28 protein-coding genes are annotated in these 26403 nt (G+C 71.9%); 10 read left to right on the top strand and 18 right to left on the bottom strand.

Annotation, left to right across the window (positions count from 1 at the left end; translation table 11 throughout):
* Positions 1 to 50 precede the first annotated feature (50 nt).
* Entirely contained in the window at positions 51 to 851 is an 801-nt protein-coding gene (locus tag ATL45_RS33595) for an MBL fold metallo-hydrolase (RefSeq protein ID WP_093145735.1), read from the top strand.
* A 3-nt stretch (positions 852 to 854) separates the two neighbouring features.
* On the opposite strand, the gene ATL45_RS33590 is transcribed toward ATL45_RS33595, so the two are convergent.
* The 7 genes from ATL45_RS33590 to qcrB form a co-directional block, all read right to left on the bottom strand.
* A complete protein-coding gene (locus ATL45_RS33590) occupies positions 855 to 1265 on the bottom strand; it encodes an archease (protein WP_211841358.1) in 411 nt (136 codons plus the stop codon).
* Positions 1262 to 2674, bottom strand: a complete 1413-nt coding sequence (locus ATL45_RS33585; RefSeq protein ID WP_093145737.1) for an RtcB family protein — start codon at positions 2672 to 2674, stop codon at positions 1262 to 1264. Before ATL45_RS33585 ends, ATL45_RS33590 begins: the two co-directional genes overlap by 4 nt.
* Before the next feature lie 105 nt (positions 2675 to 2779).
* Positions 2780 to 3058: a DUF6343 family protein gene (locus tag ATL45_RS33580; protein ID WP_093145738.1), complete on the bottom strand. Its 279-nt coding sequence runs from the start codon at positions 3056 to 3058 to the stop codon at positions 2780 to 2782.
* Positions 3059 to 3096: 38 nt separating this feature from the next.
* Positions 3097 to 3618 (bottom strand): winged helix-turn-helix domain-containing protein, encoded by a 522-nt coding sequence (locus ATL45_RS33575; RefSeq protein ID WP_093145739.1) that lies wholly within the window; start codon positions 3616 to 3618, stop codon positions 3097 to 3099.
* Between the two features lie 202 nt (positions 3619 to 3820).
* Complete coding sequence (locus ATL45_RS33570) at positions 3821 to 4300, bottom strand: DnaJ family domain-containing protein (RefSeq protein WP_093145740.1); 480 nt, start codon at positions 4298 to 4300, stop codon at positions 3821 to 3823.
* A gap of 46 nt (positions 4301 to 4346) precedes the next feature.
* Positions 4347 to 5375 (bottom strand): CobW family GTP-binding protein, encoded by a 1029-nt coding sequence (locus tag ATL45_RS33565; RefSeq protein WP_093145741.1) that lies wholly within the window; start codon positions 5373 to 5375, stop codon positions 4347 to 4349.
* Between the two features lie 55 nt (positions 5376 to 5430).
* Positions 5431 to 7098 carry a cytochrome bc1 complex cytochrome b subunit gene (gene qcrB / locus ATL45_RS33560; protein ID WP_093145742.1) on the bottom strand — a complete coding sequence of 556 codons (1668 nt, stop codon included), beginning with the start codon at positions 7096 to 7098 and terminating at the stop codon, positions 5431 to 5433.
* Positions 7099 to 7456: 358 nt separating this feature from the next.
* Between qcrB and ATL45_RS33555 the strand changes: the two genes are divergently transcribed.
* Entirely contained in the window at positions 7457 to 8653 is a 1197-nt protein-coding gene (locus ATL45_RS33555; protein WP_093145743.1) for an FAD-dependent monooxygenase, read from the top strand.
* A gap of 55 nt (positions 8654 to 8708) precedes the next feature.
* Here ATL45_RS33555 and ATL45_RS33550 read toward each other — a convergent pair whose 3' ends face one another.
* From ATL45_RS33550 to ATL45_RS33540, 4 genes are all read right to left on the bottom strand, one after another.
* A complete protein-coding gene (locus tag ATL45_RS33550; RefSeq protein WP_093145744.1) occupies positions 8709 to 10583 on the bottom strand; it encodes an ABC transporter ATP-binding protein in 1875 nt (624 codons plus the stop codon).
* A 90-nt stretch (positions 10584 to 10673) separates the two neighbouring features.
* A complete protein-coding gene (locus tag ATL45_RS39140) occupies positions 10674 to 10844 on the bottom strand; it encodes a hypothetical protein (RefSeq protein WP_170210419.1) in 171 nt (56 codons plus the stop codon).
* Between the two features lie 566 nt (positions 10845 to 11410).
* A complete protein-coding gene (locus ATL45_RS33545; RefSeq protein ID WP_246025699.1) occupies positions 11411 to 11602 on the bottom strand; it encodes a hypothetical protein in 192 nt (63 codons plus the stop codon).
* Between the two features lie 44 nt (positions 11603 to 11646).
* A complete protein-coding gene (locus tag ATL45_RS33540) occupies positions 11647 to 12489 on the bottom strand; it encodes an IclR family transcriptional regulator (RefSeq protein WP_093145746.1) in 843 nt (280 codons plus the stop codon).
* Between the two features lie 142 nt (positions 12490 to 12631).
* On the opposite strand from ATL45_RS33540, the gene ATL45_RS33535 reads away from it, so the two are divergent.
* The 3 genes from ATL45_RS33535 to ATL45_RS33525 all read left to right on the top strand — a co-directional run bounded on the left by ATL45_RS33535 (position 12632) and on the right by ATL45_RS33525 (position 15792).
* Positions 12632 to 13582, top strand: a complete 951-nt coding sequence (locus ATL45_RS33535) for a DUF1177 domain-containing protein (RefSeq protein ID WP_093145747.1) — start codon at positions 12632 to 12634, stop codon at positions 13580 to 13582.
* Positions 13583 to 13885: 303 nt separating this feature from the next.
* Positions 13886 to 14656, top strand: a complete 771-nt coding sequence (locus tag ATL45_RS33530) for an enoyl-CoA hydratase-related protein (RefSeq protein WP_093145748.1) — start codon at positions 13886 to 13888, stop codon at positions 14654 to 14656.
* A 53-nt stretch (positions 14657 to 14709) separates the two neighbouring features.
* A complete protein-coding gene (locus tag ATL45_RS33525; RefSeq protein ID WP_093147151.1) occupies positions 14710 to 15792 on the top strand; it encodes a VIT1/CCC1 transporter family protein in 1083 nt (360 codons plus the stop codon).
* Here ATL45_RS33525 and ATL45_RS33520 read toward each other — a convergent pair whose 3' ends face one another.
* Complete coding sequence (locus tag ATL45_RS33520; protein WP_246025698.1) at positions 15793 to 16122, bottom strand: GNAT family N-acetyltransferase; 330 nt, start codon at positions 16120 to 16122, stop codon at positions 15793 to 15795. It abuts the gene before it with no gap.
* 73 nt (positions 16123 to 16195) lie between these two features.
* Here ATL45_RS33520 and ATL45_RS33515 point away from each other — a divergent pair, with 73 nt between their 5' ends.
* Positions 16196 to 17194, top strand: coding sequence for a pirin family protein (locus ATL45_RS33515; protein WP_093145750.1), 999 nt, complete (start codon positions 16196 to 16198; stop codon positions 17192 to 17194).
* A gap of 108 nt (positions 17195 to 17302) precedes the next feature.
* Positions 17303 to 18688, top strand: coding sequence for an amidase (locus ATL45_RS33510; protein ID WP_093145751.1), 1386 nt, complete (start codon positions 17303 to 17305; stop codon positions 18686 to 18688).
* Here ATL45_RS33510 and ATL45_RS33505 read toward each other — a convergent pair whose 3' ends face one another.
* Positions 18689 to 19645 carry a threo-3-hydroxy-L-aspartate ammonia-lyase gene (locus tag ATL45_RS33505; protein ID WP_093145752.1) on the bottom strand — a complete coding sequence of 319 codons (957 nt, stop codon included), beginning with the start codon at positions 19643 to 19645 and terminating at the stop codon, positions 18689 to 18691.
* A gap of 271 nt (positions 19646 to 19916) precedes the next feature.
* Positions 19917 to 20561, bottom strand: a complete 645-nt coding sequence (locus tag ATL45_RS33500; protein WP_093147153.1) for a TetR family transcriptional regulator — start codon at positions 20559 to 20561, stop codon at positions 19917 to 19919.
* 114 nt (positions 20562 to 20675) lie between these two features.
* Here ATL45_RS33500 and ATL45_RS33495 point away from each other — a divergent pair, with 114 nt between their 5' ends.
* Positions 20676 to 21680 (top strand): NADP-dependent oxidoreductase, encoded by a 1005-nt coding sequence (locus ATL45_RS33495; protein ID WP_093145753.1) that lies wholly within the window; start codon positions 20676 to 20678, stop codon positions 21678 to 21680.
* Here ATL45_RS33495 and ATL45_RS33490 read toward each other — a convergent pair whose 3' ends face one another.
* The 4 genes from ATL45_RS33490 to ATL45_RS39135 all read right to left on the bottom strand — a co-directional run bounded on the left by ATL45_RS33490 (position 21681) and on the right by ATL45_RS39135 (position 24422).
* On the bottom strand, positions 21681 to 22445 hold the full coding sequence (locus ATL45_RS33490) for a TetR/AcrR family transcriptional regulator (protein ID WP_093145754.1): 765 nt from the start codon (positions 22443 to 22445) through the stop codon (positions 21681 to 21683).
* Between the two features lie 94 nt (positions 22446 to 22539).
* A complete protein-coding gene (locus ATL45_RS33485) occupies positions 22540 to 23340 on the bottom strand; it encodes an SDR family oxidoreductase (protein WP_093145755.1) in 801 nt (266 codons plus the stop codon).
* Positions 23341 to 23393: 53 nt separating this feature from the next.
* Positions 23394 to 24014, bottom strand: coding sequence for a hypothetical protein (locus ATL45_RS33480; RefSeq protein WP_143121523.1), 621 nt, complete (start codon positions 24012 to 24014; stop codon positions 23394 to 23396).
* Between the two features lie 243 nt (positions 24015 to 24257).
* The gene (locus ATL45_RS39135; protein WP_170210418.1) at positions 24258 to 24422 is read right to left on the bottom strand and encodes a hypothetical protein; all 165 of its coding nucleotides are present in this window, start codon (positions 24420 to 24422) and stop codon (positions 24258 to 24260) included.
* A gap of 189 nt (positions 24423 to 24611) precedes the next feature.
* Here ATL45_RS39135 and ATL45_RS33475 point away from each other — a divergent pair, with 189 nt between their 5' ends.
* On the top strand, positions 24612 to 24995 hold the full coding sequence (locus tag ATL45_RS33475) for a DUF5313 family protein (RefSeq protein ID WP_093145757.1): 384 nt from the start codon (positions 24612 to 24614) through the stop codon (positions 24993 to 24995).
* Between the two features lie 6 nt (positions 24996 to 25001).
* Positions 25002 to 26393, top strand: coding sequence for an NAD(P)/FAD-dependent oxidoreductase (locus ATL45_RS33470; RefSeq protein WP_093145758.1), 1392 nt, complete (start codon positions 25002 to 25004; stop codon positions 26391 to 26393).
* Positions 26394 to 26403: the final 10 nt, after the last annotated feature.

Below are 26403 nucleotides of genomic sequence, written 5' to 3'. Positions count from 1 at the left end.
GCGTTACGCTGGCGGCCTGCGACGACGTGCGCGTGAGAGGAACGACCGCCATGCCAGCCACACCGCTGCCGATCTGCGCGACCTGCGGAATGCAGTACTCCCACCCGCGACCCGACTGCCCGATCTGCGAGGACGAGCGCCAGTACGTTCCCGCCGGTGGCCAGCAGTGGACCGACCTGGAGGCGATCCGCTCCGGCGAGCACACCGCGCTGATCCGCGAGCAGGGCGAGGTGCTGGGCATCGGCTGCGAACCGCGGTTCGCCATCGGCCAGCGCGCGCTGCTGCTGCGCACCGCGGCCGGGAACTTCCTGTGGGACTGCGTGTCCTATTTGGACGACGAGATCGTCAAGGCGGTCAACGAGCTCGGCGGGCTGGCCGGGATCGCGATCAGCCACCCGCACTACTACACCACGGTGGTCGAGTGGGCGCGCGCCTTCGACGCCCCGGTGCACCTGCACGCCGGCGATGAGCGGTGGATCGGCAGGCCGGACCCGGCGATCCGGCTGTGGGAGGGCACCACCCGGCAGCTGGCGCCCGGCCTGACGCTGATCAACCTCGGCGTGCACTTCGCGGGCGGCACCGTGCTGCACTGGGACCGCGGTGCGGGCTCGCTGTTCAGCGGTGACATCGTGCAGGTCATCCCGGACCGCACGCACGTGGCCTTCATGTACAGCTACCCGAACCTCATCCCGGAGCGGCCCAGCGTGGTGCGCCGGGCCGCGCAGTTGCTGGAGCCCTACCGCTTCGAAGCGCTCTACGGCGCTTGGTGGGATGCGGTGATCCCGGCGGGTGCGGACCGCATCGTCCAGCGCTCCGCCGCCCGCTACCTGCGCTTCGTCACCGAGGAGTAGGGGTCACACGTCCACCGTGACGCTGCACCGCCAGCCGCGTTCGTCGTGGGTGAGCGAGAACCCGTGCAGGGAGATCGCCTTCGGCGCGGCTCCGGTGAAGCGCACCCGATCGATGTCCACTTCGGACAGTTCGAGCGCCAGGCCGGTGGGCGTGGGCCGCACGTCGACGGAGCGGGGCACGGTGCCCGCGGCGTCGAGCCGGTAGATGATCTCGTCCAGCACGGCGAGCAGCAGCTGCTCATCGCCGCCGTCGATCTCCGCGGACGTGGTTCGGGCGGGGGCCGTCGCGGGGACCTCGGCGAAAGCGTCGATCAGCGCGCAGGCGGCCTGGGCGAGGCATTCCTCGCGAGTGGTGCCCCACGCCTCGAAGCGGATGTCGGCCGTGTGCGGCAGGAAGCGGAACCCACCGCTCACCCCTTCACCACGCCCAACGGCACGAGCCTGGCCACCCTGCGGCACAGTCCGGCGCCCTCGGCGACGGCCACCACCGCGTCGACGTCCTTGTACGCCGTCGGCGCTTCCTCGGCCAGACCGCGTGCGGAGCTCCCGCGCACCACGATGCCGCTGTGCTCCAGCTCCCGCCGCAACCGCCGCGCGTCGATCGTGCGAACGGCCTGGTGGCGGCTCTGGGTGCGCCCGGCTCCGTGGCAGGTCGAGTGGAACGCGTCGCCGCCGGCAACCCCGGCCAGCACGTGCGACGCGGTGCCCATCGAGCCTGGGATGAGCACCGGTTGCCCGGCTTCCCGCAGATCCGGCGGCAGCTCGGGGTGGCCGGGCGGCAGCGCGCGGGTGGCGCCCTTGCGGTGCACGCAGAGCGTGCGGCGGTGTCCCTCCACCTCGTGCGACTCGATCTTGGCCAGGTTGTGCGAGATGTCGTAGACCAGGTCCAGCCCGCGACCGGTCACCTCCCGCACGACTTCACCGGCCGCGACGCCGAGGACGTGCCGGTTCGCGCGGGCGTAGTTCGCCGCAGCGGCCATCGCACCCAGGTAGGCGCGGCCCTCCGCGGAGTCGACGGGAGCGCACGCCAGCTGCCGGTCGGGCACCGACAGCCCGCGATCGGCCATGCTCTCGTCCATCCGCCGCACGTGGTCGGTGCAGATCTGGTGGCCCAGCCCTCGCGACCCGCAGTGGATCATCACGCACACCTGACCGGGCCGCAGCCCGAAAGCCCCGGCCAAGCCCTCGTCGTAGATCTCGTCGACGGCCTGGACCTCCAGGAAGTGGTTGCCCGAACCGAGGCTGCCGACCTGGCCGAGCCCGCGGTCCAGGGCGCGGGCGCTGACCCGGCCGGGCTCGGCGTCGTCGACGGCTCCGCCGTCCTCGCAGCGCTCGAGATCGCGCTGCACGCCCCAACCCCGCTCGACCGCGTAGCGGGATCCCTCGGCGAGCAGGTGTTCGAGGCCGTCGCGGGACAGTTGCCACACTGCGCCCCGTCCGGCGCCGCGCGGAGTAGCCCGGCTCAGGCCGTTGAGCACCTTCTCGGCCACGTGGCCGAACTCCGAGCGATCGAGGTCGGCGGCCAGCAGTCGCACCCCGCACGAGATGTCGAACCCGACCCCTCCCGGTGAGACGACTCCTCCGGCCCGGACGTCGGTGGCGGCGACCCCGCCGATGGGGAAGCCGTAACCCCAGTGCATGTCGGGCATCGCGTAGGAGGCGCGGACGATGCCCGGCAGCGCGGCGACGTTCGCCACCTGGGTCAGCGAGCCGTCGTCCTTCGGCGGCAGCAGCCGACGCGACGCGAACACCACCCCGGGCACCCGCATGGCACCGTGCGGCTCGATCCGGAACCGGAAGGGTGTCTCCTCGACGAGCTCCACGCCTCCGCAGTACCCAGCGCCGCTGGACGCGACACCAACCAGCGGTCAGTCCTCGGACGCGGAGGCCATCCCGGTGGGCAGCACCTGGTGCAGGTGTGAACGCGCTCAGCCCGGTTCGCCGCGCTGCTTGCGGTGCGCGACCCAGGCGAAGTCGACGGCGGCGATCACCGCCAGCACCACGAGCACCCAGGCGAACCAGACCAGCTCCGGTACCAGCAGGAACAGCGCCACCGCCGCGCCCGTGCAGAACACCAGACCGAACCCGGCCAGCCACAACCGCAGGGTCAGTGCGCTGCGCGCGTAGGGCGCTCCGCCGACCCCGGCCATCGGGTCGTGGTAGCCGGGCAGGCCTCGCTCGTACTCCTCGCGACTGCGTTTCGGCATGCCCCTCGGCTACCCGCAGTGCGCGGAGTCATGCCCGATCAGTCCCGCACGACCTGCACGTCAGTGGGGCGGTCCATCCGGTAGCCGACGCCGCGCACCGTGGTGATCAGGTCCAGTCCGGTGCCGAGCTTGCTGCGGATCCGGCGGATGTGCACGTCGACGGTCCGGGTGCTGGGCACGCTGTTGAACTGCCACACGGCGTTGAGCAGCGCGCTGCGCCGGTGCACGCGGCCGGGGTTCTCGCACAGGTACAGCAGCAGGTCGAACTCCAGGCGGGTCAGCTGCACGGCGCTGCCGTCGGCGCGCAGGATGCGCCGGGGCGCCACCAGGATCTGCAGCTTCGGCTCCTCCGGGGCGGGCAGCGACCGCAGCCGCGGGAGTTCCACTGTGGACTGGTGCGGGACGCCGCGGTCGGGCTGCGGGGTGAAGACCCGTTCCAGCGCGGCCAGGTCCTGGCGGGTGACGATGAACCGGGCGGTCACCTCGACCACCGCGCCGTCCTGCAGCGGGCGGGTCTCGAACGAGTTCGCCGCGAGCGGCCGAGCGGCTTCCGATGTCATGGCACGAATCTCCGTCTCACATCGCGATGCGGGTCCGGGGGAGCGGGTGGTGCGCGGGAGTGCTCAAGCGCGCGGACAGGCCGCCGACGCGACCCACAGCAGGTCGATGTGCGCGCGCTGCACCAGCAGCGGTCCCAGTGCCATGATCGGATCAAAGCATCGCGGTGCGCGGGCGTCAAAGCCGCTCACCAGGTGGGACGCGTCACCTCCGGAACCGGCGCCACCAGCGGGGTTTCGGCTCCTCCGGCGCGGGTTCGGGCTCGGGCCGGGCGGAAGCCCGCGACCGGGCGGCCCGCCAGCCGGCCACCAGCTCGTCGACGTCGGCCAGCGCGATGGCCACCTGCGGGCCGGTCGGCGCGCGCATGTGCTCGACGATCCGGCGGTTGAGATCGCCGGCCACCTCGCGCACGGCCTGCTCGCTGGGCAGCTCGTGCACGGTCCCGGCGAGCCGCTCGACCTCCTTGCGCAGCCGCAGCGGCGTCGGCAGCAGCGCCTCGCCGGACAGGCCCTCGCGGCGGAGGTAGTCCTTGACCCACCACTGCTCCTCGACGGGCTGCCCGGCGCCGGGCAGCGGCTTGCCCGCACCGGGCAGGTCGTCGAAGTCGCCGCGCTCCTGAGCCGTCCGGATCTGCCGGTCCACCCACGATTCGAACGTGGTGCCAGGGGGCTTGCGCTCGGTCATGGCCCGATTGTCCGGCACGCCGCACCGGCGGTGCCACCCCCGCTGCTCAGCTCCTGATGAACTTCAGCACGTCCAGCATGCTGTGCTCGTCGGCCTCGTCCGGACGGCCCAGGCAGGCGTGCAGGTCCTCGCGGATCCGGTCGCGGTCGAGGCCCGAGCCGATCACCACGAGCTGGGTGCGGCGCGGTTCGGCGCGGGCCCAGCGGGAGCGCTGGAAGCGCAGGAAGTCGCCGACGGTGTGCAGGGTGAACTTCTGCTCGTGGCCGGGCACCCCGAAGTGCACCTGGCCCTTCATCCGGTACACCCCGGCCGGGCGGGTGTCCAGGAAGCGCATCAGCGCGCGCGGGTGGACCGGCTCGTCGGCGGTGAACTCCACGCTCTGGTAGGCGGCGTGCAGGTGCTCGTGGCAGTCATCGTGATCATCGGTGACCAGGTCGTCGAAGGTCAGCTGCCGGGCGGTCTCCCGCCGCTGCCGCACCGATTCCCGGTCGAACAGCAGCGCCGGGTCGATGCGGCCGTGCGCGGTCGGCAGCACCGGCCTGCCACCGGCCAGCTCGCGCACCAGCTCCAGCAGCCGGTCGCGATCGCCCTCGGAGACGCGGTCGGTCTTGTTCAGCAGCACCAGGTCGGCGAAGCGCAGGTGCTGGTCGAGCTCGGGGTGGCGCTGCCGGGTGCGGTCGAACTCGGCGGCGTCGACCACCTCGACCAGTCCGCCGTAGCCGAGCCGGGGGTTGGTGCTGCCCAGCAGCAGCCGGACCATGGTGCGCGGATCGGCCAGCCCGCTGGACTCGATCACGATCAGGTCGATGTCGCTGCTCGGGCGCGCCAGCTTGGCCAGCAGGTCGTCCAGGCCGCTGGGGTCCACCGCGCAGCACAGGCAGCCGTTGCTCAGCGAGACCGACGAGTCGACTTGCCCGGCCACGCTCAGCGCATCGATGTTGATCTGCCCGAAGTCGTTGACCACCACGCCGATCCGCGCGCCCTGCGGGTTGCGCAGCAGGTGGTTGAGCAGGCTCGTCTTCCCGGAGCCGAGGAACCCGGCGACGATGATGACCGGGATCGGTTGCCGAACCACACATGCCTCCGACGGATCGCTGACCGCCCGAAAGCATATTCACCGCGCGGCGGGATCACTGCTCGGGTGCCCGCGGCCGCCCGGAGCGCACCTCCGCCTCGCGGCCCGCGCGCGCCGCCTGCTCCTGCTCGGCCTGCTCGCGCCGCGCCTGCTGCAGCACCTCGGTCTCCTCCCGCGGGTCCGGGACCAGCAGGCTGCCCGGCACCGAGTGCCCGGCCGCGCCGAGCTGGTTCATCTTCTTCGGCACCGGGGTGCCCTGGTAGGGCAGCGGCTCGGGGTGGCCGTGCTCGTCGACCGGGCCCAGCGCCTGGTGCACCTCGACGAACTCGCCGTGCGGCAGCCGCTTAATGATGCCGGTCTCCACGCCGTGCTCCAGCACGTCGCGGTCCGTGCGCTGCAGCCCGAGGCAGATGCGGTAGGTCACGTAGTAGGCGATCGGCGGCGCCAGCAGCACCCCGATCCGGCCGGCCCAGGTCGTCATGTTCAACGACAGCCCGAACACGAAGGCGATGATGTCGTTCATGCCGGAGGCCAGCACCACCAGGAAGAACGCCAGTGCCATCGCGCCCAGCGAGGTGCGCACGGGCACGTCGCGCGGGCGCTGCAGCAGGTTGTGGTGGGCGTCGTCGCCGGTGAGCTTGCGCTCCAGCAGCGGGTAGATCATCGCGACGGTGAACACCAGGCCGAGCCCGAGGACCAGCGGGAAGAACACCGCGGGCACGGTGTAGGGGCCCAGGTAGAGCTCCCACGGCGGCCAGATCCGGCCCATCCCGTCGGTCCAGATCATGTACCAGTCGGGCTGCGAGGCCGCGGAGATCATCGAGGCGTTGTACGGGCCGAAGTTCCAGACCGCGTTGATCTGGAAGACCCCGCTCATCATCGCCAGCACGCCGGTGACGACGAAGAACAGCCCGCTGCTCTTGACCGCGAACACCGGCATGATCCGCACGCCATCCACATTGGACTCCTTGCGGCCCGCGCCGGGGTACTGGGTGTGCTTCTGGTACCAGACGATCGCCAGGTGCACCGCCACCAGGGCGGCGATGATGCCGGGCAGCAGGAAGATGTGGATCATGTAGAAGCGCGGGATGATCTCGTTGCCCGGGAACTCCGCGCCGAAGAGGATCCACTGCAGCCAGGTGCCGATCACCGGGACCGACAGCAGGATCCCGGAGGCGATCCGCAGCCCGGTGCCGGAGAGCAGGTCGTCGGGCAGCGAGTAGCCGATGAAGCCCTCGAACATGCCGGTGATGAACAGCAGGATGCCGATCGTCCAGTTCACCTCGCGCGGGCGGCGGAACGCGCCGGTGAAGAAGATCCGCAGCATGTGCACCACGATCGCGGCCATGAAGATCAGCGCCGCCCAGTGGTGCAGCTGCCGGGCGAACAACCCGCCGCGGACGTCGAAGGAGATGTCCAGGGTGCTCTCGAACGCCCGCGACATCGGGATGCCCTGCAGGTTGGTGAATTTCCCGTCGTAGACCACCTCGGTCATCGACGGGTCGAAGAACCAGGCGAGGTAGGTGCCGGTGATCAGCAGCACCACGAAGCTGTACAGCGCGATCTCGCCGAGCAGGAACGACCAGTTCGACGGGAAGACCTTGTTGAGCTGCCGCCGCATCCCGGCGGCCATGCGGAACCGCAGGTCCAGCTCGTCGGCCTGACGGCGCAGCGAGGCGGTGAACCTGCTCTCGGGTTTGGTGGGCTGGGTCAGCCTGCTCATGTCGACTCCCGGCTGCCGCGCCCCGAGCTGCACGGGGACTGCCTGCTGCCGAACCCCCGCGCGTGGCTGGGCGAAACGACGATGCGCGGCTACGAGCGTACTGCTTCGGCAAGCCGCGAGCAGCCGAACGGATGTCCGGGTCCCGGCCGGCGACCGCGAACAGAGATTTCCGCCTCGGGCGGCGACCGGATGCACCGGCGCCGCGACGCGAAACGAGCCCGGAAGCCCTCGACCCGGCGCAGGTGCGACCAAGCGGGCTGAGGGGTACAACGAGGACGTATCGACTTCTCACGCGGACATTGGCGATCCGCCCGGACCGCCTGCGCAGCTGGCCGCCTGTCGTCCAGGAGGTGCTGCTGTGAAAATCGTCTGCATCGGGGCCGGTCCCGGGGGCTTGTACTTCGCCATCTCGGCGAAGCTGCGCGATGCCGGCCACGACATCACCGTGATCGAACGGGACCCGCCCGGTGCCACCTACGGCTGGGGGGTCGTCTACTGGGAGGACCTGCTGGACACGCTCTACCGCAACGACCGGGAGAGCGCGCGCCGCATCCGCGCCGAGTCCACGCTCTGGCAGGAGCAGGTCGTCGCGCTGCACAACACCGACAAGGCCTACCTCGGCGGCTACGGCTACAGCGTCAACCGGGCGCCGCTGCTGGCGATCCTGGCCGAGCGGGCGGCCGAGCTGGGCGTGCGGTTCCAGTACGAGACCGCGGTGGACGACCTCGCCGAGTTCGCCGACGCCGACCTCGTGGTGGTCGCCGACGGGGCCAACAGCCGCACCCGGCAGCGCTACCAGGAGCAGTTCGGCACCCGGATCGACCACGGGAACAACCCCTACATCTGGCTGGGCACGGAGCGGGTGTTCGACAAGTTCACCTTCGACTTCGAGCAGACCCCGGCGGGCTGGATCTGGTTCCACGCCTACCCGTCCGCCGCGGGCATCAGCACGTTCATCGTGGAGTGCACGGAGCAGACCTGGCGGGGGCTGGGCCTGGACCGGCTCGGCGACGCCGAGACCCGGCAGCTGCTGGAGCAGATCTTCGCCGCGCCGCTGCGCGGCCGCCCGCTGATCAGCCAGTCGCGCGGGAAACCGGCGTCGTGGCAGCGCTTCACCCAGGTCTTCAACGAGACCTGGCGCTACGACAACGCCGTGCTGATCGGGGATGCCGCGCACACCACGCACTTCACGCTGGGATCCGGCACCAAACTGGCCATCATCGATGCGATCGTGCTCGCGCAGAACCTCTACGACCAGCCCGAAACCGCCTTGGCGGTCAAGGAGTTCGACGAGGCGGGCCACACGGCGCTGCGGGACGCGCAGATCGCGGCGCGCAGCAGCATGGCGTGGTTCGAGCGGGCCGACCGCTACACCGACCGCGGTGCCGTGGAGTTCTGCTACGCGATGGCGGGCAGGCACGGCATCCAGCGCCCCTGGCAGTACCAGCGCTACCTGGTCCAGCAGAACCTGGTGGCGCGCAAGACGATGCGGCTGGCCGGTACCGGCCAGCGGTGGCTGCTGGCCCGCCGCCGCGGCGAGCCCTGGCGGCGCTGACCGGCCGAACTGCCCCTCCGCCCGGAAACGGGTGGAGGGGCAGTCGCCTGCCGGTTCAGTTCGGCAGCTGCCCGTCGACCGGCCGGGGCGGTGCCACCTGCTGTTCGGGCACCGCCTGCCCCCGCTCCGGGTGGTGCAGCCGGTAGAGGTGGGCGTAGCCGTTGTTGTTGGCGAGCAGCTCCTCGTGCGTGCCCGCCTCGGTGATCCGGCCGCGGTCCAGGTAGACGATCTGCTGCGCGTCGCGGACGGTGAGCAGGTTGTGCGAGATCACGATGGTGGTGCGCCCGGCCATCAACCGGCGCAGCGGGGCGAGGATCCGCCGCGTCGCGTCGGCGTCCAGGCTGGTCGTCGGTTCGTCGAGCAGCAGGATCGGCGCGTCGCGGATCATCGCGCGGGCGATGGCGATGCGCTGCCGCTGCCCGCCGGAGAGCAGCCGGCCGCGCTGCCCGACCCGCGTTTCGTAGCCCTCCGGCAGGGTTTGGATGAACTCGTGGGCGTCGGCGGCCTCGGCGGCCTCGACGAGCTGGCGCTCATCGGCATCCGGGCGGCCGGCCAGGATGTTGTCCGCGATGGTGCCGTCCAGCAGCAGCGTTTCCTGCAGCACGATCGCGATGTTGGCGCGCAGCTCGGCGATGTCCAGCTGCCGCAGGTCGACGCCGTCGAGCAGGATGCGGCCCCGCTCCGGGTCGTAGAAGCGCAGCAGCAGCTTGGTCAGCGTCGACTTGCCCGCACCGCTGGCGCCGACCACCGCGGTGGTCTGGCCGGGCGGCGCGCAGAAGCTCACGCTGTGCAGCACATCGGTGCTGGTGCTGGGATAGCGGAAGTCGACGCGGTCGACGTCGATCCGGCCGGTGACCCGCCGCAGCGGCACCGGGTCCGGCGGGCTCTGCACCAGCGGCTTCTGGTCGAGCAGCTCGATGATGCGCTCGGCGCTGGCGGATGCGGAGAACACCCGGTTGACGAGCTGGCCGAGGCTCTGCACCGGCGTGTAGAGCTGCGAGAGGTAGATCAGGAACGCCAGCAGCCCGCCGAGGGTGATCCGCCCGGCCGACAGCTCCAGGATCCCGACTCCGACGATCGCCAGCACGCCGAAGACCTGCAGCAGGTCGGTCAGCGGCCCGAACAGCGCCCCGATGCGCGCGGCGGAGAGCTCGGCGACGACGTTGCCGCGGCTCTGCCGGGCGAAGCGGCCGACTTCGGCCGACTCGCGGCCGTAGGCCTGGATCAGCGGTGCGTTGCCGAGGCTCTCCTCGGCCACGGTGCTGATCGAGCCGCTGCGCCCGCGCTCCTCCCGGGAGGCGTCCTTGATGCGGCGGGCGAAGAACTTGGCCACCACCCAGAACAGCGGGACCGCCACCAGTGCCACCAGCGCGAGCTGCCAGTCCAGGTAGAACAGCACGCCGCCGAACAGCAGGATCTTGACCACGGAGGAGAAGGTCTGGGCGACGCCGGAGAGCACCAGCGACTCGATGGCGCCGACGTCGTCGGTGAGCCGGGACAGGGTGTCGCCGATGCGCCTGCGGTCGAAGAACCCGACCGACAGCGTGTGCAGGTGCGCGAACACCCTGGTGCGCATCCGGTGCAGGAAGTTCTCGCCGATCCACACCGCGAGGTACTGCCCGCAGAAGTCGATCACTCCGGACAGCAGCGTGAGCACCGCGTAGGCGGCCGCCACCATCGGGAACACGGCGAAGTTCTGCGGTGTCAGCACGTCGTCGATGAGCACTTTGAACAGCCAGATCGCCGCGGTGTCCAGCAGCGGCGAGATCAGCACGAGCAGCAGGCTGAGCAGCAGCCAGCCGCGGAACGGCCTGGCATCCGGCCAGAACCGCTTGATGACCGCCCGCACGCGCAGCACCGGCGCGTGCTCGACGAGCCCCTCGGTGTCGCGTTCAGCAGGCCGGAACAGCCACTTCACCAACCCCGGCAACCGCCTCACCCCCAGGCAGGGGCGTGGCTCCCGCTCCAGGGGAGCGGGAGCCACGCGAATCGGATGGATGGAACGTCGGTCAGGGCTCGGTCAGCAGTCCCAGCCGCCCCAGCCCCAGCCCCAGCCGGAGCCGCCCCAGCCCCAGCCGCCCCAGTGGCCGCCGCCCCAGCCCCAGCCGGAGCCCCAGCCCCAGCCGTTGCCCCAGCCCCAGCCGTGGCGGTTGCGGCGGCCGTCGAACCTGAACGTGTCCTTGATCTGCATTCCGATCACTCATTTCCCAGTCGATGCACGTCGCTTGCCGGACCGTCGTGCAATCCGGCGTGCGCTTGCACGCGATGCGAGGTGAATTCAGCTGGCACCGTGAACCGAATTCCGGGCGGAATCGATCTGGGCCCTGGATCGAACTGCCGCTCGGTGGGAGCTTCGGGCTCGCGGCCCGTTTGCAGAATTCGCCCCTCGCGTCGGGTCACTTCGCGGGGCGAACCGGACTTCCCCAGTTCCCGTCGTCCTGCGACGCCGGGCATTTCGCTTTCCTCGACGTGACCGCCTCCCACACTAAGACGTCGAGTGGTGCAGGACAAGCTGACCCCGGCAATGCGTCGACGGGTTTTTTCGCCTGCTGGCGGCCTACTGGAGCGTGTTGTCGGAAGAAACGGGTATTTGGTCCCTGGATTTTTGCGCGCCCCGTTTTCCGGGAGTGCGAATGGGGTAAGAAGTGCCGCTGATCGTTCATGCGCGGGCGCGTTTTCGCGCGCGCGGAGATCAGTTCGGAATGCGCTGTTGGAGAGTGACGCGCAGGAGCGCCGGTGAAGGAATTTCCGATTTCGTCAGCTGCTGTGGAACAGGTGCTGGAAGAAGGTCGTCAGCGAGGTGAACACGGTGCTGACCGCGGTGATCACCAGTTCCCACGCGGCTTGCACGGTGGTGGCGGCGCCGACCGGATCGCGGACCAGCAGGAACCCGCAGACGACGACCACCAGCACCACGACCGCGATCACCGGCTTGCGGTTCATCGCCATCAGCCTCCCCGTCGTCGGACCACCAGCGCAGCGACGCGAAAACCCTACCGGGCGGAGCTCCGCGCGGCCGCACCAGACTCCGCCACGGCGCGTCGTGCCCGCAGCGGCCGGGTCAGCCGCCACCCGATCCGGTTGCTGAGCTCCCGCAGCCGCTCCGCCCAGTCGGCCGGATCGTGCTCGTGCTGGTCGGTGTGCCAGCCCACGCTGACGCTCCCGTAGAGCTCCTCGCGCAGGAACACCGGCGCGGCCAGCGTCGCCACCCCGACGTCGTACTCGCCGACGGTGAAGGCCCAGCCTGCTTCCCTGACCTCGGCGAACTGCCGCTCCAGCACCGCCAGGTCGGTCACCGTCCGGTCGGTGAAGCGGGCCAGCGGCCGGTCGGTGAAGATCCGCGACCGCGCCTCCGCGGGCAGGAAGGCGTAGAAGGCCTTGCTCGTGGCACCGGCGTGCGCGGGGTAGAGCTCGTTGGTCAGCGGGTAGTCGCGCAACCTCCCGTCGGCGCCCTCGGCGACCACCACGCAGCGCATGTGCGCGCTGTCGGGCAGTGCCAGCAGCACGCTGTGCCCGGTGTCGGCGGCGAGCTCCGCCAGCAGCGGCCGCACCAGCAGGTCCAACGCCCCCGCCTGGTCCCACATCCGGCCCAGGTGCAGCGCGGCCGGCCCGATCCGGTAGCGGCGGTTGGCGTCGTTGCGCACCAGGAATCCGCGGTGGGCCAGCGTGGCCAGCAGCCGCTGCGCGACCGAGGTGTGCAGCCCGAACTCGGCGGCGATCTCGGTCACGCCCCGTTCCGGGTGCGCGCGGTCGAAGGCGAGCAGGACCTGCAGCGCCCGGTCGGCGGTCTGCGGCAGTCCGGGCGGCGTGCGGCGGTCGGTTCCGAAGTCCGGCATGGCCCCATTGTGCGAATAGCGGGATTTCCTTGCCCAGCGGTCCGGCGGCCGCGCACGGTGGTCGCCGAGGGGCCGCCCGTTCCCGGCGGTCACCAGCGAATCCGGCCGCACCGCTCGGCCCCGGCTCCGGAGGAAACCGCGGATGCTCAAGTACGTCCTGGACGTGGTGGACCTGCTCGACTCGCCGGAGGTGACCGGCGCCGACGTGGCCGGCTACCTGGAGCGCGCGGCGGGCGAGCCCGGGCTGGTCACCAGCACCACGGTGCGCGGCGAGCGCGGCAGCACCGACTTCGTCCAGGTCCGGGTGCCCGGCACCCGGGGTCGCGCGGCGGGCGGCGACGCCCCGACGCTGGGCGTGGTGGGCAGGCTCGGCGGTATCGGCGCCCGCCCCGAGGTGACGGGTTTCGTCTCCGACGGCGACGGCGCTGCGGCGGCGATCTCGGCCGCGGCGAAGCTGCTGACCATGCGAGCCCGCGGCGACCGGCTGCCCGGCGACGTCGTGATCAGCACCCACGTGTGTCCGGACGCCCCCACCCGCCCGCACGAACCGGTGCCGTTCATGGACTCGCCGGTGGGCATCGCCACCATGAACGCCCACGAGGTCGGCGAGGAGATGGATGCCGTGCTGTCCATCGACACCACCAAGGGCAACCGGATCATCAACCACCGAGGCCTGGCGCTGTCGCCGACGGTCAAGCAGGGCTGGGTGCTGCGCGTCGCCGACCGGCTGGGCACGCTGCTGGAGACCGTCACCGGTGAGCCGCTGGTGACCTACCCGGTGACCACTCAGGACATCACGCCCTACGGCAACGGCGTCTACCACATCAACTCGATCCTGCAGCCCGCCACCGCGACCGACGCACCGGTGGTCGGCCTGGCGATCGTGGCGGCCACCGCGGTGCCCGGCTGCGCCACGGGTGCCAGCCACGAGACCGACATCGCCGCCGCGGCCCGCTACGCGGTCGAGGTGGCCAAGGAGTTCGGCGCCGGGCAGCTGGCCTTCCACGACCAGGCCGAGTTCGACCACCTCGTCGCCCGCTACGGCTCGATGGCCCACCTGCAGACGATGGGAGCGCTGCCCGCCGAGCAGTGAGGTTTCCAGGCTCGTTTTGGGTGGCGGTGCGGGTGGCGGAACCTCAGACGCCGTCTGGCTGCGGGATCCCGTTCTGATGTATGTCCAATACACGGCGAACGGGCTGTCCTCGCCAGGCGGCGTCTGAGAACCCGCGGCGGTGCGGGTTGCGGGGGTGGGTTATGCGCCTGCGGCGCATGCGACGCCCTGTTGACGTGCGCTCGGGCCTCGCGGCTGCGGAACCGCCACGATGAAAAGGCGCAGTGACGGCGCGGTCCCGCTCGTGCGAGGCTCGACGGCGACGACGTGGTCGAAGGAGCGCTGATGGATTACCAGCACGTGTTGTCCGAGCAGGACGGTGCGACCGTCCGCATCACCATGAACCGGCCGGACCGGCGCAACTCGTTGTCCGTTGCGCACCTCGCCGAGCTGGAGCAGGCCTTCGAGGCGGCCGCCGCGACGAAGGCGACCGGGATCGTGCTGGCCGGTGCCGGGCCGGTGTTCAGCTCCGGCCACGACTTCGGCGACATGGCCGAGCGGGACCTGGACGAGATGCGCGAGATGCTGCGGCGGTGCGAATCGCTGATGCGCACCATCCACGCCGTCCCGCAGGTGGTGATCGCGCGTGTGCACGCGCTGGCGATGGCGGCCGGCTGCCAGCTGGTCGCCTCCTGCGACCTGGCGGTGGCCGCCGAGTCCGCCGGTTTCGCGCTGCCCGGTGGCAAGGGCGGCTGGTTCTGCCACACCCCGGCGGTGCCGGTGGCGCGGTCCATCGGGCGCAAGCGGCTGATGGAGCTCGCGCTCACCGGCGACCCGATCGACGCCCCGACGGCCGAGCGCTGGGGCCTGGTCAACCGCGTGGTGCCCGACGCCGAGCTCGACGCCGCGGTGGACGATCTGCTGGCGCGCGCCACACGGGGCAGCAGGCACGCGAAGGCGGTGGGCAAGCAGACCATCTACGCCCAGCTCGACCGGCCCGAGGCCGATGCGTACGCGATCGCCACCGAGGTGATGGCCGCGACGTCGCAGTCACCGGACGCGCGCGAGCAGATGCGGGCGTTCCTGGAGAAGCGCAAGCCCGACTTCGGCGGCTGACCTCGGCCGCGCGTCGACTGGTGGCCGCGGAGATCGGCTGCGAGGCTTGGCGCGTGCGTGAGAGCGGAAGATCGCCGAAGGCGGATGCGAGGTCGGTGCGCCGCTGGCGGCGACTGCTCGCCGACGAGCGCGAGGAGGCCGCGGTCTACCGGGAGCTCGCGGCCCGCCGCTCCGGTGAGGAGCGCGAGATCCTGCTCGGGCTGGCCGAAGCCGAGGAGCGCCACGCCGCGCACTGGGAGGAACTGCTCGGCGACGAGGCCGGTCCCATGCGCCGCGGCCAGTTCCGGATGCGGCTGCTGGTGTTCCTGGCCCGCCGCTTCGGCTCGGTCTTCGTGCTGGCCCTGGCGCAGCGCGCGGAAAGCCGCTCGCCGTACGGCTCGGACCGCGACGCCTCGGCGGCGATGGCCGCCGACGAGCGCATCCACGAGGAGGTCGTGCGCGCGCTCGCCGCCCGCGGCCGCGCCCGCGTGTCGGGAACCTTCCGCGCGGCGGTGTTCGGCGCGAACGACGGCCTGGTCAGCAACCTGGCTCTCGTGCTCGGCGTGATCGGCGGGAACGTGCCCACCGGGACGGTGCTGCTGACGGGCCTGGCCGGGCTGCTCGCGGGAGCGCTGTCGATGGGCGCGGGGGAGTACATCTCGGTGCGCTCCCAGCGGGAACTGCTGGCCGCGGCCTCGCCGAACCCGGAAGCCCGCGCCGTGGTGCCCTACCTCGACGTCGACGCCAACGAGCTGGCGCTGGTCTACCGCGCCAGGGGCATGTCCGCCGAAGAGGCGCAGCGCCGGGCCGATGCGCTGCTGCGCGACCCGAAACCGCCGGTGCCCGCCCAGGAGGCGCCCGCCGACGACCACGAGATCGTCGGCACCGGCATGAAGGCGGCCGTCTCCAGCTTCGCCTTCTTCGCCTCCGGAGCCCTGGTGCCGGTGCTGCCGTTCCTCTTCGGCATGTCCGGCGGGTGGGCGGTGCTGGTGGCGGTGGTGCTGGTCGGGCTCGCGCTGATGCTCACCGGAGCGACCGTCGGCGTGCTGTCGGGCGCCGCACCGCTGCCCCGCGCGCTGCGGCAGCTCGGCATCGGCACGGGAGCGGCGGCGGCGACCTACGTGCTCGGCCTGATCTTCGGCGCCACCGTCGGCTGATCACTCCGAAGTGGATTCCTCGAGCTCGAACTTGGCGCGCTTGTCGGCCGGCACCAGGTCGAGGTAGTCGGCGTGGGTGCTGATCCAGCGGCGCACGAACGGGCAGTACGGCAGCACTGCGAGACCGCGTTCGCGAGCCGAGTCCAGGGCCGCGCGGACCAGCTTGCCGCCCATTCCGCGGCCGCCGAAGGCCGCGTCGATCTCGGTGTGCACGAACGCGATCGAGCTGGGCCGCAGCTTGTACTCGGCGAATCCGGCGAGCTCGCCGTCGGCGCGGATCTCGAACCGCTCGGCGTCCGGGTTGTCGACGACCTCGGGCTGGTCGGTCACGTTCGGTCTCCTCGGCTTCGGCAGCGGGCCGGGTCGATTGTGCCCCATCAGCGGTGTGGGGGAAGCTGACCGGGTGAGCAATGTGGAACAGGACCCGGCCGAGCTGCGCTGCGGCGGCGTGACCACCGCCGCCGAACCGGAGGCCGAACTGCTGGAACCGCGCACCGTCCCGCTGGGCGGGCCGCGGGCGATGATGGTCGGCCGGACGCTGCCCAACCGCGACCGGCGGATGGTCGGAGCCTGGTGCTTCGCCGACTTCTACGGCCCGGCCGACATCGCGGGCCAGCCGGGCATGCAGGTCCCGCCGCACCCGCACACCGGCCTGCAGACGGTCAGCTGGCTGCTCGACGGCGAGGTGCTGCACCGCGACAGCCTGGGCAACGAGCAGCTGGTGCGGCCGGGCGAGCTGAACCTGATGACCGCGGGCCGCGGCATCTCCCACTCCGAGGAATCCCCGGCCGGGCACGGCCCGGTGCTGCACGGCGCGCAGCTGTGGGTCGCGCTGCCCGGCGAGCAGCGCGACGTCGCACCGCACTTCGAGCACCACGGCGACCTCCCGGTGGAGGTCTCGCCGGAGGGTTCGGTGACCGTGCTGATGGGCGAGCTGGCCGGGGCGGTCTCGCCGGCGCGCACCTACACGCCGCTGATGGGCGCCGAGGTGTCGATCAGCGCGGGCCGTGAGCTGCGCCTCCCGCTGGAGGCGGACTTCGAGCACGCCGTGCTGGCGATGTCCGACGAGATCTCCGTGGACGGCCGGCCGGTCGGCGTCGGCGAGATGCTCTACCTCGGGCGGGGCCGCGGGCAGGTCGAGCTGGGTTCCGGCGGGCCCGGCCGGGCGCTGCTGCTCGGCGGCGTGCCGTTCGAGGAGCAGATCGTCATGTGGTGGAACTTCGTCGGCCGCTCGCACGAGGAGGTCGCCCAAGCCCGCGAGGACTGGGAGCGCGGACGTGCTTCCGGCGCGCCGGACGGCCGATTCGGCGTCGTGCACGGCTACGCGGAGCCCGCGCTGGCCGCTCCCGCGCTGCCCAACGCCGAGCTGCGCGCTCGCGGGCGCACCCGCAAGCCGAGCTGATCTGTCAACCGGCGAAGTGCAAGGTGTCCGCACCCAGCGCGGACACCTTGCCAACTTTCCCCGCGGCGACCGGTAACCGAGACTCGGCCGTGAGCGAGGGAGTGTGGGATGGCGGAACTGGCCGATCTCTCGGCGGTGGACCTGGTCGCGGCTTACCGGTCGCGGGAGACCTCGCCGGTGGAAGCCCTCGACGCCGTCCTGGAGCGCGTCGAGGCCTGGGAACCGAAGTTGTGCGCGACCTACGCGCTGGACGCGGAGGCCGCGCGCGCCGCGGCCGCGGCCTCGCAGCGCCGCTGGCTCGACGGAGCACCGGCAGGTCCGGTCGACGGCGTTCCGGTGACGGTGAAGGAGAACATCGCCACCAGGGGCACCCCGGTGCCGCAGGGCACGGCGGCGACCGAGCTGATCCCGGCGCGGGAGGACGCACCGGCCGCGGCGCGCCTGCGGGAGAGCGGCGCGGTGATCTTCGCCAAGACCACCATGCCCGACTACGGCATGCTGTCCTCCGGTGTGTCCAGCTTCCACCGGCCGGCGAGGAACCCGTGGGATCTCGGCCGCACACCGGGTGGTTCGAGCGCCGGGGCGGGTGCGGCCGCCGCGGCCGGGTACGGGCCGCTGCACCTGGGCACCGACATCGGCGGCTCGATCCGGCTGCCCGCCGGGTGGTGCGGGGTGGTCGGCCTCAAACCGAGCTTCGGCCGCATCCCGGTCGCCCCGCCCTACCCGGGTCGCGTGGTCGGGCCCATGACCCGCACGGTCACCGACACCGCGCTGCTGTCCTCGGTGCTGGCGGCACCGGATGCCCGCGACCACACCGCGCTGCCACCGGCAGGCATCGACTGGCTGCGGCTGGACGGCGAGGTGCGCGGGCTGCGCATCGCGCTGCTGCTGGACCACCGCGTGGGCCTGCCCGTCGAGCCGGTGGTCACCGCCGCGGTCGCCGCTGCGGGCCAGGTGCTGGAATCGGCCGGCGCGTCGGTCGAGCCGATCGACCCGTTCCTGTCCCGCGAGATGCTCGACGGCATGGACCTGTTCTGGCGCTTCCGGTCCTGGACGGACATCTCGGCCCTGCCCGCCGAGCGCCGGGAGCTGGTGCTGCCGGGCATCGCGCAGTGGGCGTCGAGCGCGCGGGAGGCCACGGCGGCCCAGGTGTTCCACGGCTTCAGCCAGATGGACGCGATCTCGGTGGCGGCCAACCGGGTCGTCCGCGACTTCGACTACGTGCTGTCGCCGGTCGCGCCGATCCCGGCGTTCCCGGCCGAGCAGACCCACCCGACCGGTGACCCGCTGCGCGGCATGGAGCACATCGCGTTCACCCTGCCCTACAACATGTCCGGGCAGCCGGCGGTGTCGGTCAACTGCGGCTGGACCCCGGACGGCCTGCCGATCGGACTGCAGATCGCCGGCCGGCGCTTCGACGACGTCGGCGTGCTCCGCCTGGCCCGGGCCTACGAGCAGCTGCGCCCGGCGCAGCTCTCCTGGCCGCGTCCGTGATCAGCCCAGCAGCTCGGCGAAGCGCTCGACCCCGACGTTGCCGCCGGAGACCACCACGCCCACCCGGTCCGCCGCGGTGATCCGCCCGGCGAGCAGCGCCGCGATGCCGACCGCACCGCTGGGCTCGACCACCAGCTTCAGCCGCTCGAAGGCCAGCCGCATCGCCGCCCGGATCTCGTCGTCGGTGACCACCGCGATCTCGTCGACCAGCCGCTGGTTCACCGCGAACGTCAGCTCGCCCGGCGTGCCGACGGCCAGCCCGTCGGCGATGGTGCGCGACACCGGCACCGAGACCCGCTCACCGGCCGCGAGCGATCGCCGGGTGTCGTCGGCGGTGTCGGGCTCCACGCCGATGACGCGGACGTCCGGGTGCAGCGCCTTGGCCGCCGTCGCGCACCCGGCCACCAGCCCGCCACCGCTGACCGGCACCACGAGCGCGTCCAGCGGTCCGGTCTCGGCCAGCAGTTCCAGCACGGCGGTGCCCTGACCGGCCATCACGTGCGGGTGCTCGTACGGCGGGATCAGCGCCAGCCCGCGTTCCTCGGCGAGCTTGCCTGCGAGCTCCGCGCGGTCGGCGGTGTAGCGGTCGAAGGTGATGACCTCCGCGCCGTAGCCGCGCGTGGCGGCGAGCTTGGCCGCCGGGGCGTCCGCGGGCATCAGGATCACCGCGGTCGTGCCCAGCAACCGGGAGGCCAGGGCGACGGCCTGCGCGTGGTTGCCCGACGAGTACGCCACGACGCCGCGCCGCAGCTGTTCCGGGCTCAGCCGGGAGATCGCGTTGTAGGCGCCGCGGAACTTGAACGCGCCCATCCGCTGGAAGTTCTCGCACTTGAGGAAGACCTCGGCGCCGACCAGCTCGTCCAGCGTGCTGGAGGTGACGACCGGGGTGCGGTGCGCGATGCCCTCCAGCCGCTCGGCGGCGTCCTGGACATCGGCGAAGCTGACGATCTCGCCCATCTGACCCCTCTCGTGGAAACTTTTCATCTCGGTCGGTGCTTCCGCAGCCGCGACGACCAACGCGCCGCAGCGCAGAAGGGGTCGCATGCGCCGCAGGCGTATAGCCCACCTACGCCGCTTGCACCGCTGCGGGTTCTCAGCGTTGGCCTGGCGAGGACAGCCCGAGCGCCGTGTATTGGTCATACATCAGTCCGGGATCCCGGAGTCCAGGTGGGCGCTGAGGTTCCGCTACCGGCACCGCTACGCAAAACGAGTCTGGAAACAACTTTAGTCACCAGCGGCGCGGATCCTCGCCCCAGCGTTGCGGGATGCCGGCGGTGGCCAGGTCGATCGCCTGCTCCACGAGCTCGACCATCCTCGCCGGCTCGCGGCTGGGGTCGGCGCAGGTCGCCTCCAGGCCGATGCGCAGCGCACCGCAGACCGCGGCGACAAGCACTCGCGGGCGCATGTCCTCGGCGGGATCCAGGCCCTGCCGCTTCGCGATCTCGGCCGTCAGCCGCCCTTCGGCGCCCGCGGCCCGCCGGAGGTTGCCGGCCAGCAGCGCGGGCGTCTTGTTGATCAGGTGCTGGGTGACCAGGAACCGCTGGACTCCGGAGTCGGCGGCGGATTCGCGCAGCGCGTCCAGCATCGCGGCGCGCAGCGCCTCCAGCGGCGGATCCGGGGCGGGCCGGGAGGCCAGGGCGTCCAGCACCAGCTCGTCGAACTCGGTGCCCTTGGCCAGCGCGATGTCCTCCTTGCTCGCGAAGTAGCGGAAGAAGGTGCGCGCGGAGACGTCCACCGCGGCGGCGATCTGGTCCACGCTGGTCGCCTCGTAGCCGTGGGCGAGGAACAGGTCCAGGCCCGCGTCGATCAGGGCCGCGCGGGTGCGCTGCTTCTTGCGGGCGCGTAGGCCACCCTGGTCGTTCGGGACGTTCATGCCGTCCATTCTGCCATTGCGGCACGCCGAGACATAAGTCATCGGGAGACAATTGGCAGTCAATGACACTTTCTGTATCGTCGGTGGCGATTCCCGTCTCGTGGAGGAGTAACGATGAGCAAGGGCCTGGAGATCCGCCTCGCGTCGCGCCCGAAGGGCTGGCCGACACCGGAGAACTTCGACGTCGTCGAGGTCGACGTCCCGCAGCCCGGCGACGGCCAGCTGCTGGTGCGCAACGTGGTGATGAGCGTCGACCCGGCCATGCGCGGCCGGATGAACGCCGGCAAGTCCTACGTGCCGCCCTTCGAGGTGGGCAAGGCGCTGCAGGGCGGAGCGGTGGGCGAGGTCGTCGCCTCCAACGCCGAGGGCTTCCAGCCCGGTGACTTCGTGCTGCACTACCTCGGCTGGCGCGACTACGCAGTCTTCGACGCCAAGCACGCCGTCAAGGTCGACCCGCAGGTGGCGCCGCTGAACGCCTACCTCTACGTGCTCGGCATGCCGGGCATGACCTCCTACGTCGGTCTGACCGACATCGCCGAGCAGCGCGAGGGCGACGTGGTGTTCATCTCCGGCGCGGCAGGCGCGGTCGGTTCGCTGGCCGGGCAGATCGCCAAGCTGCGCGGTGCGTCCCGGGTGATCGGCAGCGCCGGGTCGGCGGAGAAGGTCCGCTACCTCACCGAGGAGCTCGGCTTCGACGCCGCGTTCAACTACCACGACGGGCCGGTCGTCAAGCAGCTGCGCGCCGCCGCGCCGGATGGCATCGACGTCTACTTCGACAACGTCGGCGGCGAGCACCTGGAAGCGGCGATCGACGTGCTCAACGACTTCGGCCGGGTCGCCGAGTGCGGCATGATCTCGCAGTACAACAACGCCGAGCCGCAGCCGGGGCCGAACAACCTGTTCAAGATCGTTTCCAAGCGGCTGCGGCTGCAGGGCTTCATCGTCATCGACCACGCCGACCGCAAGGACCAGTTCTTCGCCGAGGTCGGCGGCTGGCTGCGCGAGGGCAAGATCAGCTACCGGGAGACCGTCGTCGACGGCCTGCGCAACGCTCCGGAGGCGTTCCTCGGCCTGCTCCGCGGCGAGAACACCGGCAAGATGCTGGTGAAGATCGCCTGATCACCGCTGCGCGATGAGGGCTTCGATCCCGTCGAGGATGCGCTGCAGGCCGAACTCGAAGGCGTGCTCGGGATCCTGTGCCGAGCCGTGCGCCTCGCCCGCGGCCGAGCCGATGCGGGACGCGGTCGGGTAGCGCTGCGGGTCCATCAGCTGGCCGAGCAGCGGCGCGTGCGCGCGCCACCACTGCTCGTCGGTCATCCCGCTGCGCTGCTCGACCAGCGTCGCCTCCACCGCGCGCCGGGCGGCCGCCTCGGCGTGGCCGAGCACCAGGCTCAGCGCGGCGTCGACCTCGACGTCGGTGAGGCCGAGCCCGGTGAGCGCGGTCAGCTCGTAGTCGTACTTCGCGATGGCATTCGGGCCCAGCACCGCGCGGCCGGCCGCGACCTGCAGCATCCACGGGTGGCGGTGGTAGAGCGCCCAGTTCTCCCGCGCGATCCGGGCGACCTGCTCGCGCCAGCCGGTCGTGCCGGGTTCGGGCCGCGCGGTCTCGCCGTAGGCGGTGTCGAGCATGACGTCGATCAGCTCGGCCTTGCCCGGCACGTAGGTGTAGAGCGACATGGTGCCGACACCGAGGTGATCGGCCACCTTGCGCATGGACAGCGCCGAGAGCCCGTCGGTGTCGGCGATCTCGATCCCGGCGCGCACGATCCGGTCCACGCCCAGGTCGGAGCGTCCCCGGCGACCGCTGCTCGGCCCGTCCTGGGTCCGCCACAGCAGCGCCAGGCTGCGCACCGGATCGCCTCCGCCGCCGTACTCGGTCGCCATCGCACCCGCCTCCGCTTTCCGTCCGGTTGAAATCGTAGGAGGGCGCGGCGGGGCGCCGGGCACGGGCCCACGGACGTCCGATGTGGACTGTGCGTCACCCGGCGGGGTGAGCGCGCAGCCAGTCCGCCCAGGTGATCCGGCCGCGTCGCGCACCGGGGCAGGTCAGGTCGGCGGCGATGCGCCGCAGCCGGCGGGGCGCGGGCAGCTCGACGAGCTTGCGGTGCTTGCCCCGGGCGGCCTGCCAGGTGCGCAGCGCATCGCCGAGCGTCAGCACCTCGGGACCGCCGAAGTCCTCGCGCCGACCGCCGGGGCCGTTGCCGAGGCACTCGACGAGGTACTCCGCGAAGTCCCGGACGTCCACGGGCTGCGTCGGCAGCGCCGTGGGCAGCGGCAGCAGCGGCAGTCGCACGGCGCGGTTGAACATCCGGTCCAGCAACCAGTGGAACTGGGTGGCGCGCACCGTGGACCACGGCAGGTCGGAGACGCTCACCAGTTCCTCGGCGGTGTGCTTGAGCCGCAGGTAGGGCATCGCCGGCCGGTCCACGCCGACGATGGAGACGTAGAGGAAGTGCCGCACCTCGGCCGCGGTCGCGTCCTCCAGCAACCGGCTGGTGCCGTCGACGTCCACGTCCGGCGGGCTGCGCCAGAGGTCGACCGGGTGCACGAACCCGCGCTCAGCGGCGGGGGAGTAGGTGGCCGCGTGCACCACAGCGGTGGCGCCGGCGACCAGTTCGGGCACGCCCGCACCGGTGGTGAGGTCGCCCTGCACCCACTCCACCTCGGGATCGGTGCCGGGGCGGCGGGTGAGGACCCGGACCTGGTGCCCGGGCTTGAGCAGGCGCACCAGCTCGCGCCCGAGGTGTCCGGTTCCACCGGTGATCGCGATGACGTCCATGGCGGCACCCCCTCGGGACCGACTGTCCCACCGGGCGCCGCGGATCGCGACGGCTAACGGCCCAGCAGCGGCCGGGTGAGCCCGTCGATGACCTCGTCGAGGCGGGGCAGCAGGCGCGGGTGCTCGGGCTCGGAGCTGGTCGGCGGCTGCGTCTCCGACGGCGGAGCCGTCTCGCTCGGCGTCTCCGACGGCGGCGTGGATTTCGATGGCGAAGCAGACTCAGACGGCGGGGCGGTGGTGGAGGTCGGCGCCGGCTCGGAGGTCTCGGACGGGGTCGTGGTCGCCACGGAAGTCGTCGGTTGCGCCGTCGTATCGGGCGCCTCGGTCGCCCGCACCGGGGTTTGTTCCGGTTCGGCGGTGGGCGTGGGCCGGGTCGTGGTGCGCGGCGGTGCTTCGACGGCCACGGCCGCCGGTTCGGGCTCGCGGACGCGCAGGTTCGGTGCGGTCGAGGTGGTCTCGGGCGGCAGCAGCTGGGCGGCAGGTGCCGGGGCCGCAGCCTGCGGGGCCGGGGCGGCGACGGTGCCGTGGTGCGCGCTGCCGACCGCGATCACCGTGACGAACACCGCGATGGCGTAGCCGAGCAGGCGCGGGGGAGTCGCGCGGTGCCAGGTCTTGGGCTGCACGCGCCGGTGGCGGCCGCGCCCGCGGGTCCGGGGCAACGACGAACTGCCCACTTGTGCTCACCCCACCTGGTCGGTCGACTCGTCCTTGCCTTCACCCGAACGGGTGAGGCGCTCGGGTCGCACCATACGTGACCGCTGATCGCCTCCGCCAGCCCCCTTCCAAGATCATCACTGGTCAGCGGGGGTCCGGGAGGTCGTGCGGCCCGGCCGTCGTCCTCAGTGGACGAGCAGGAGGCGATGGGACGACGAAGGCCCGGCCGTCGACCGGCCGGGCCATGGTCCACTTCGGACCGCTCAGCGATGGCTGGGCGTCCGGAAGCCCCGCTTCAACTCCGCCAGCAGGTGCTTCACGTTCCGGCGCTCCGACGAACCCTTCCCGTCGAACGCGTCGGTGAACATCACCGCACCCAGGATCAAGACCAACAGCAGCGCCACCACGACCACGAACACGTCACTCACCCCTTCTGCCCTACACATCGGTCCACGACCTGTTTCGTTACAGGTGAGACGCGATCCGACCCCCGGTGTGACGTGGATTTCCGGAGCCGATCGGCGGGCCCGTCCGCCCGGTTGTCTAGGATCCAGCGGCGAGCAGGACCGGCCGAACGGGCGGACCGGTCGAACCCCGCGACGACTAGCCTGGAGACCATGGCGACCACTCGACCCAATCCAGCGCAGTGGGTCTGGTACGCCTTCGGTGGCAGGCTGCCGGACCGGTGCGCCGAGTGGGTGCTGCACGACGTCACCTGCAGCACCTGGGTGCTGCGCCACGTCCTGCGCGCGCTGACCCAGCTGGCGCCGTTCTGCCTGCTGGTGCTGCTGCCCGGCCCGCTGGAGATCAGGCTCAGCGCGATCCTGCTGGGCTTGCTGGTCGGCATGTTCTACTCGATCTGCTACATGGGCGAGACCGCCGAGCACCGCGCCCTCAAGCACGGCTTCCCGCCGGGTGTGGCGCGCGAGACCCGGGAACTGCGCCGCGACGTGCAGCGCGTCGCCAAGCACGGCGTCGGCTACCGCCCCTGGTGGGAGTAGCGCCGGATGCCGCAGTCCGAGGCCGCGCTGGCCGACGCCGAGATCGCCGTGCTCTGGACCGACCGCGCCGACCGGCCGCGACCGCGCGAACCCCTGACCGGTGACGACCGGGCGGATCTGGTGGTGGTCGGCGGCGGGTTCACCGGGCTGTGGGCGGCGATCCTGGCCAAGCAGCGCCGCCCCGAGCTCGACGTGCTGCTGCTCGAAGCGCACCGCCTCGGGCACGGCGGCAGCGGCCGCAACGGTGGTTTCCTGTCCGAATCCCTGACGCACGGCCTCGCGCACGGCGCCCTGCACTGGCCCGCCGAGCTGGACCGGCTGGTCGCCCTCGGGCGCGAGAACCTGCTGGCGATCGAGAAGTTCGTCCAGGACCAGGACATCGACGCCGATCTGAGGTTGTGCGGGAAGACCGCGGTCGCCACCGAGCCGCACCAGGTCGCCGAGCTCAGCGAGGAAGCCGAGCTGTACCGGGAGCACGGGATGACCGCGCGCTTCCTGGGCGCCGGGGGAGTCCGCGCGGACGTCAACTCGCCGACCTACCGCGCGGGAGTGCGGTTGCCCGAAGCCGGCGGCCTGGTCGACCCGGCCCGGCTGACCTGGGGCCTGGCCGACGCGGCGCAACGACTCGGCGTCCGCATCCACGAGACGACCCCGGTGCGCGGACTGCGCGAACGCGGCGGGCAGGTCCGGCTGCGAACGCCCCGCGGGCTGATCCGCGCGGGCAGCGCGCTGCTGGGCACCAACGCGTTCCGCGCTCCACTGCGCACGATCCGCCGCCGGGTGCTGCCGATCTGGGACTACGTGCTGGCGACCGAACCGCTGTCGGCCCAGCAGTGGGCGGAGCTCGGCTGGCGGGAGGGCCAGGGCATCACCGACAGCGCGAACCGCTTCCACTACTACCGCCCGACGCCGGACGGCCGGATCCTCTGGGGCGGCTACGACGCGGTGTACTACTTCGGCGGCCGCACGGCTCCGGCGCTGGCCCGCCACGACGCGGCGCACCAGCAGCTGGCGCGGAACTTCTTCCGCACCTTCCCGCAGCTGGCGGGCGTGCGGTTCACCCACCGCTGGGGCGGTGCGATCGACTCCACGACCCGGTTCACGCCGCTGATCGGCCGCACCGGCCGGACCGCCTACGCGGTCGGCTACACCGGCCTCGGCGTGGCCGCGTCGCGCTTCGGCGCGCAGACCGCGCTGGACCTGCTGTGGGACGAGGACACCGAGCGAACCCGCCTGGAGCTGGTCCGCCGCGAACCCCTGCCCTTCCCGCCGGAACCGCTGCGCTGGCCCCTGGTCCAGCTCACCCGCCGGGCGCTGGCCCGCGCCGACGAGAACGCGGGCCGTCGCGGCCGCTGGCTGCGCTACCTCGACCGCCACGGCCTCGGCCTGGGCAGCTGAGGGTTCAGAA

This window comes from Saccharopolyspora antimicrobica (assembly GCF_003635025.1).
In the GTDB taxonomy this organism is placed as follows: domain Bacteria; phylum Actinomycetota; class Actinomycetes; order Mycobacteriales; family Pseudonocardiaceae; genus Saccharopolyspora; species Saccharopolyspora antimicrobica.
This window is presented reverse-complemented; position numbering and strand designations above follow the sequence as displayed.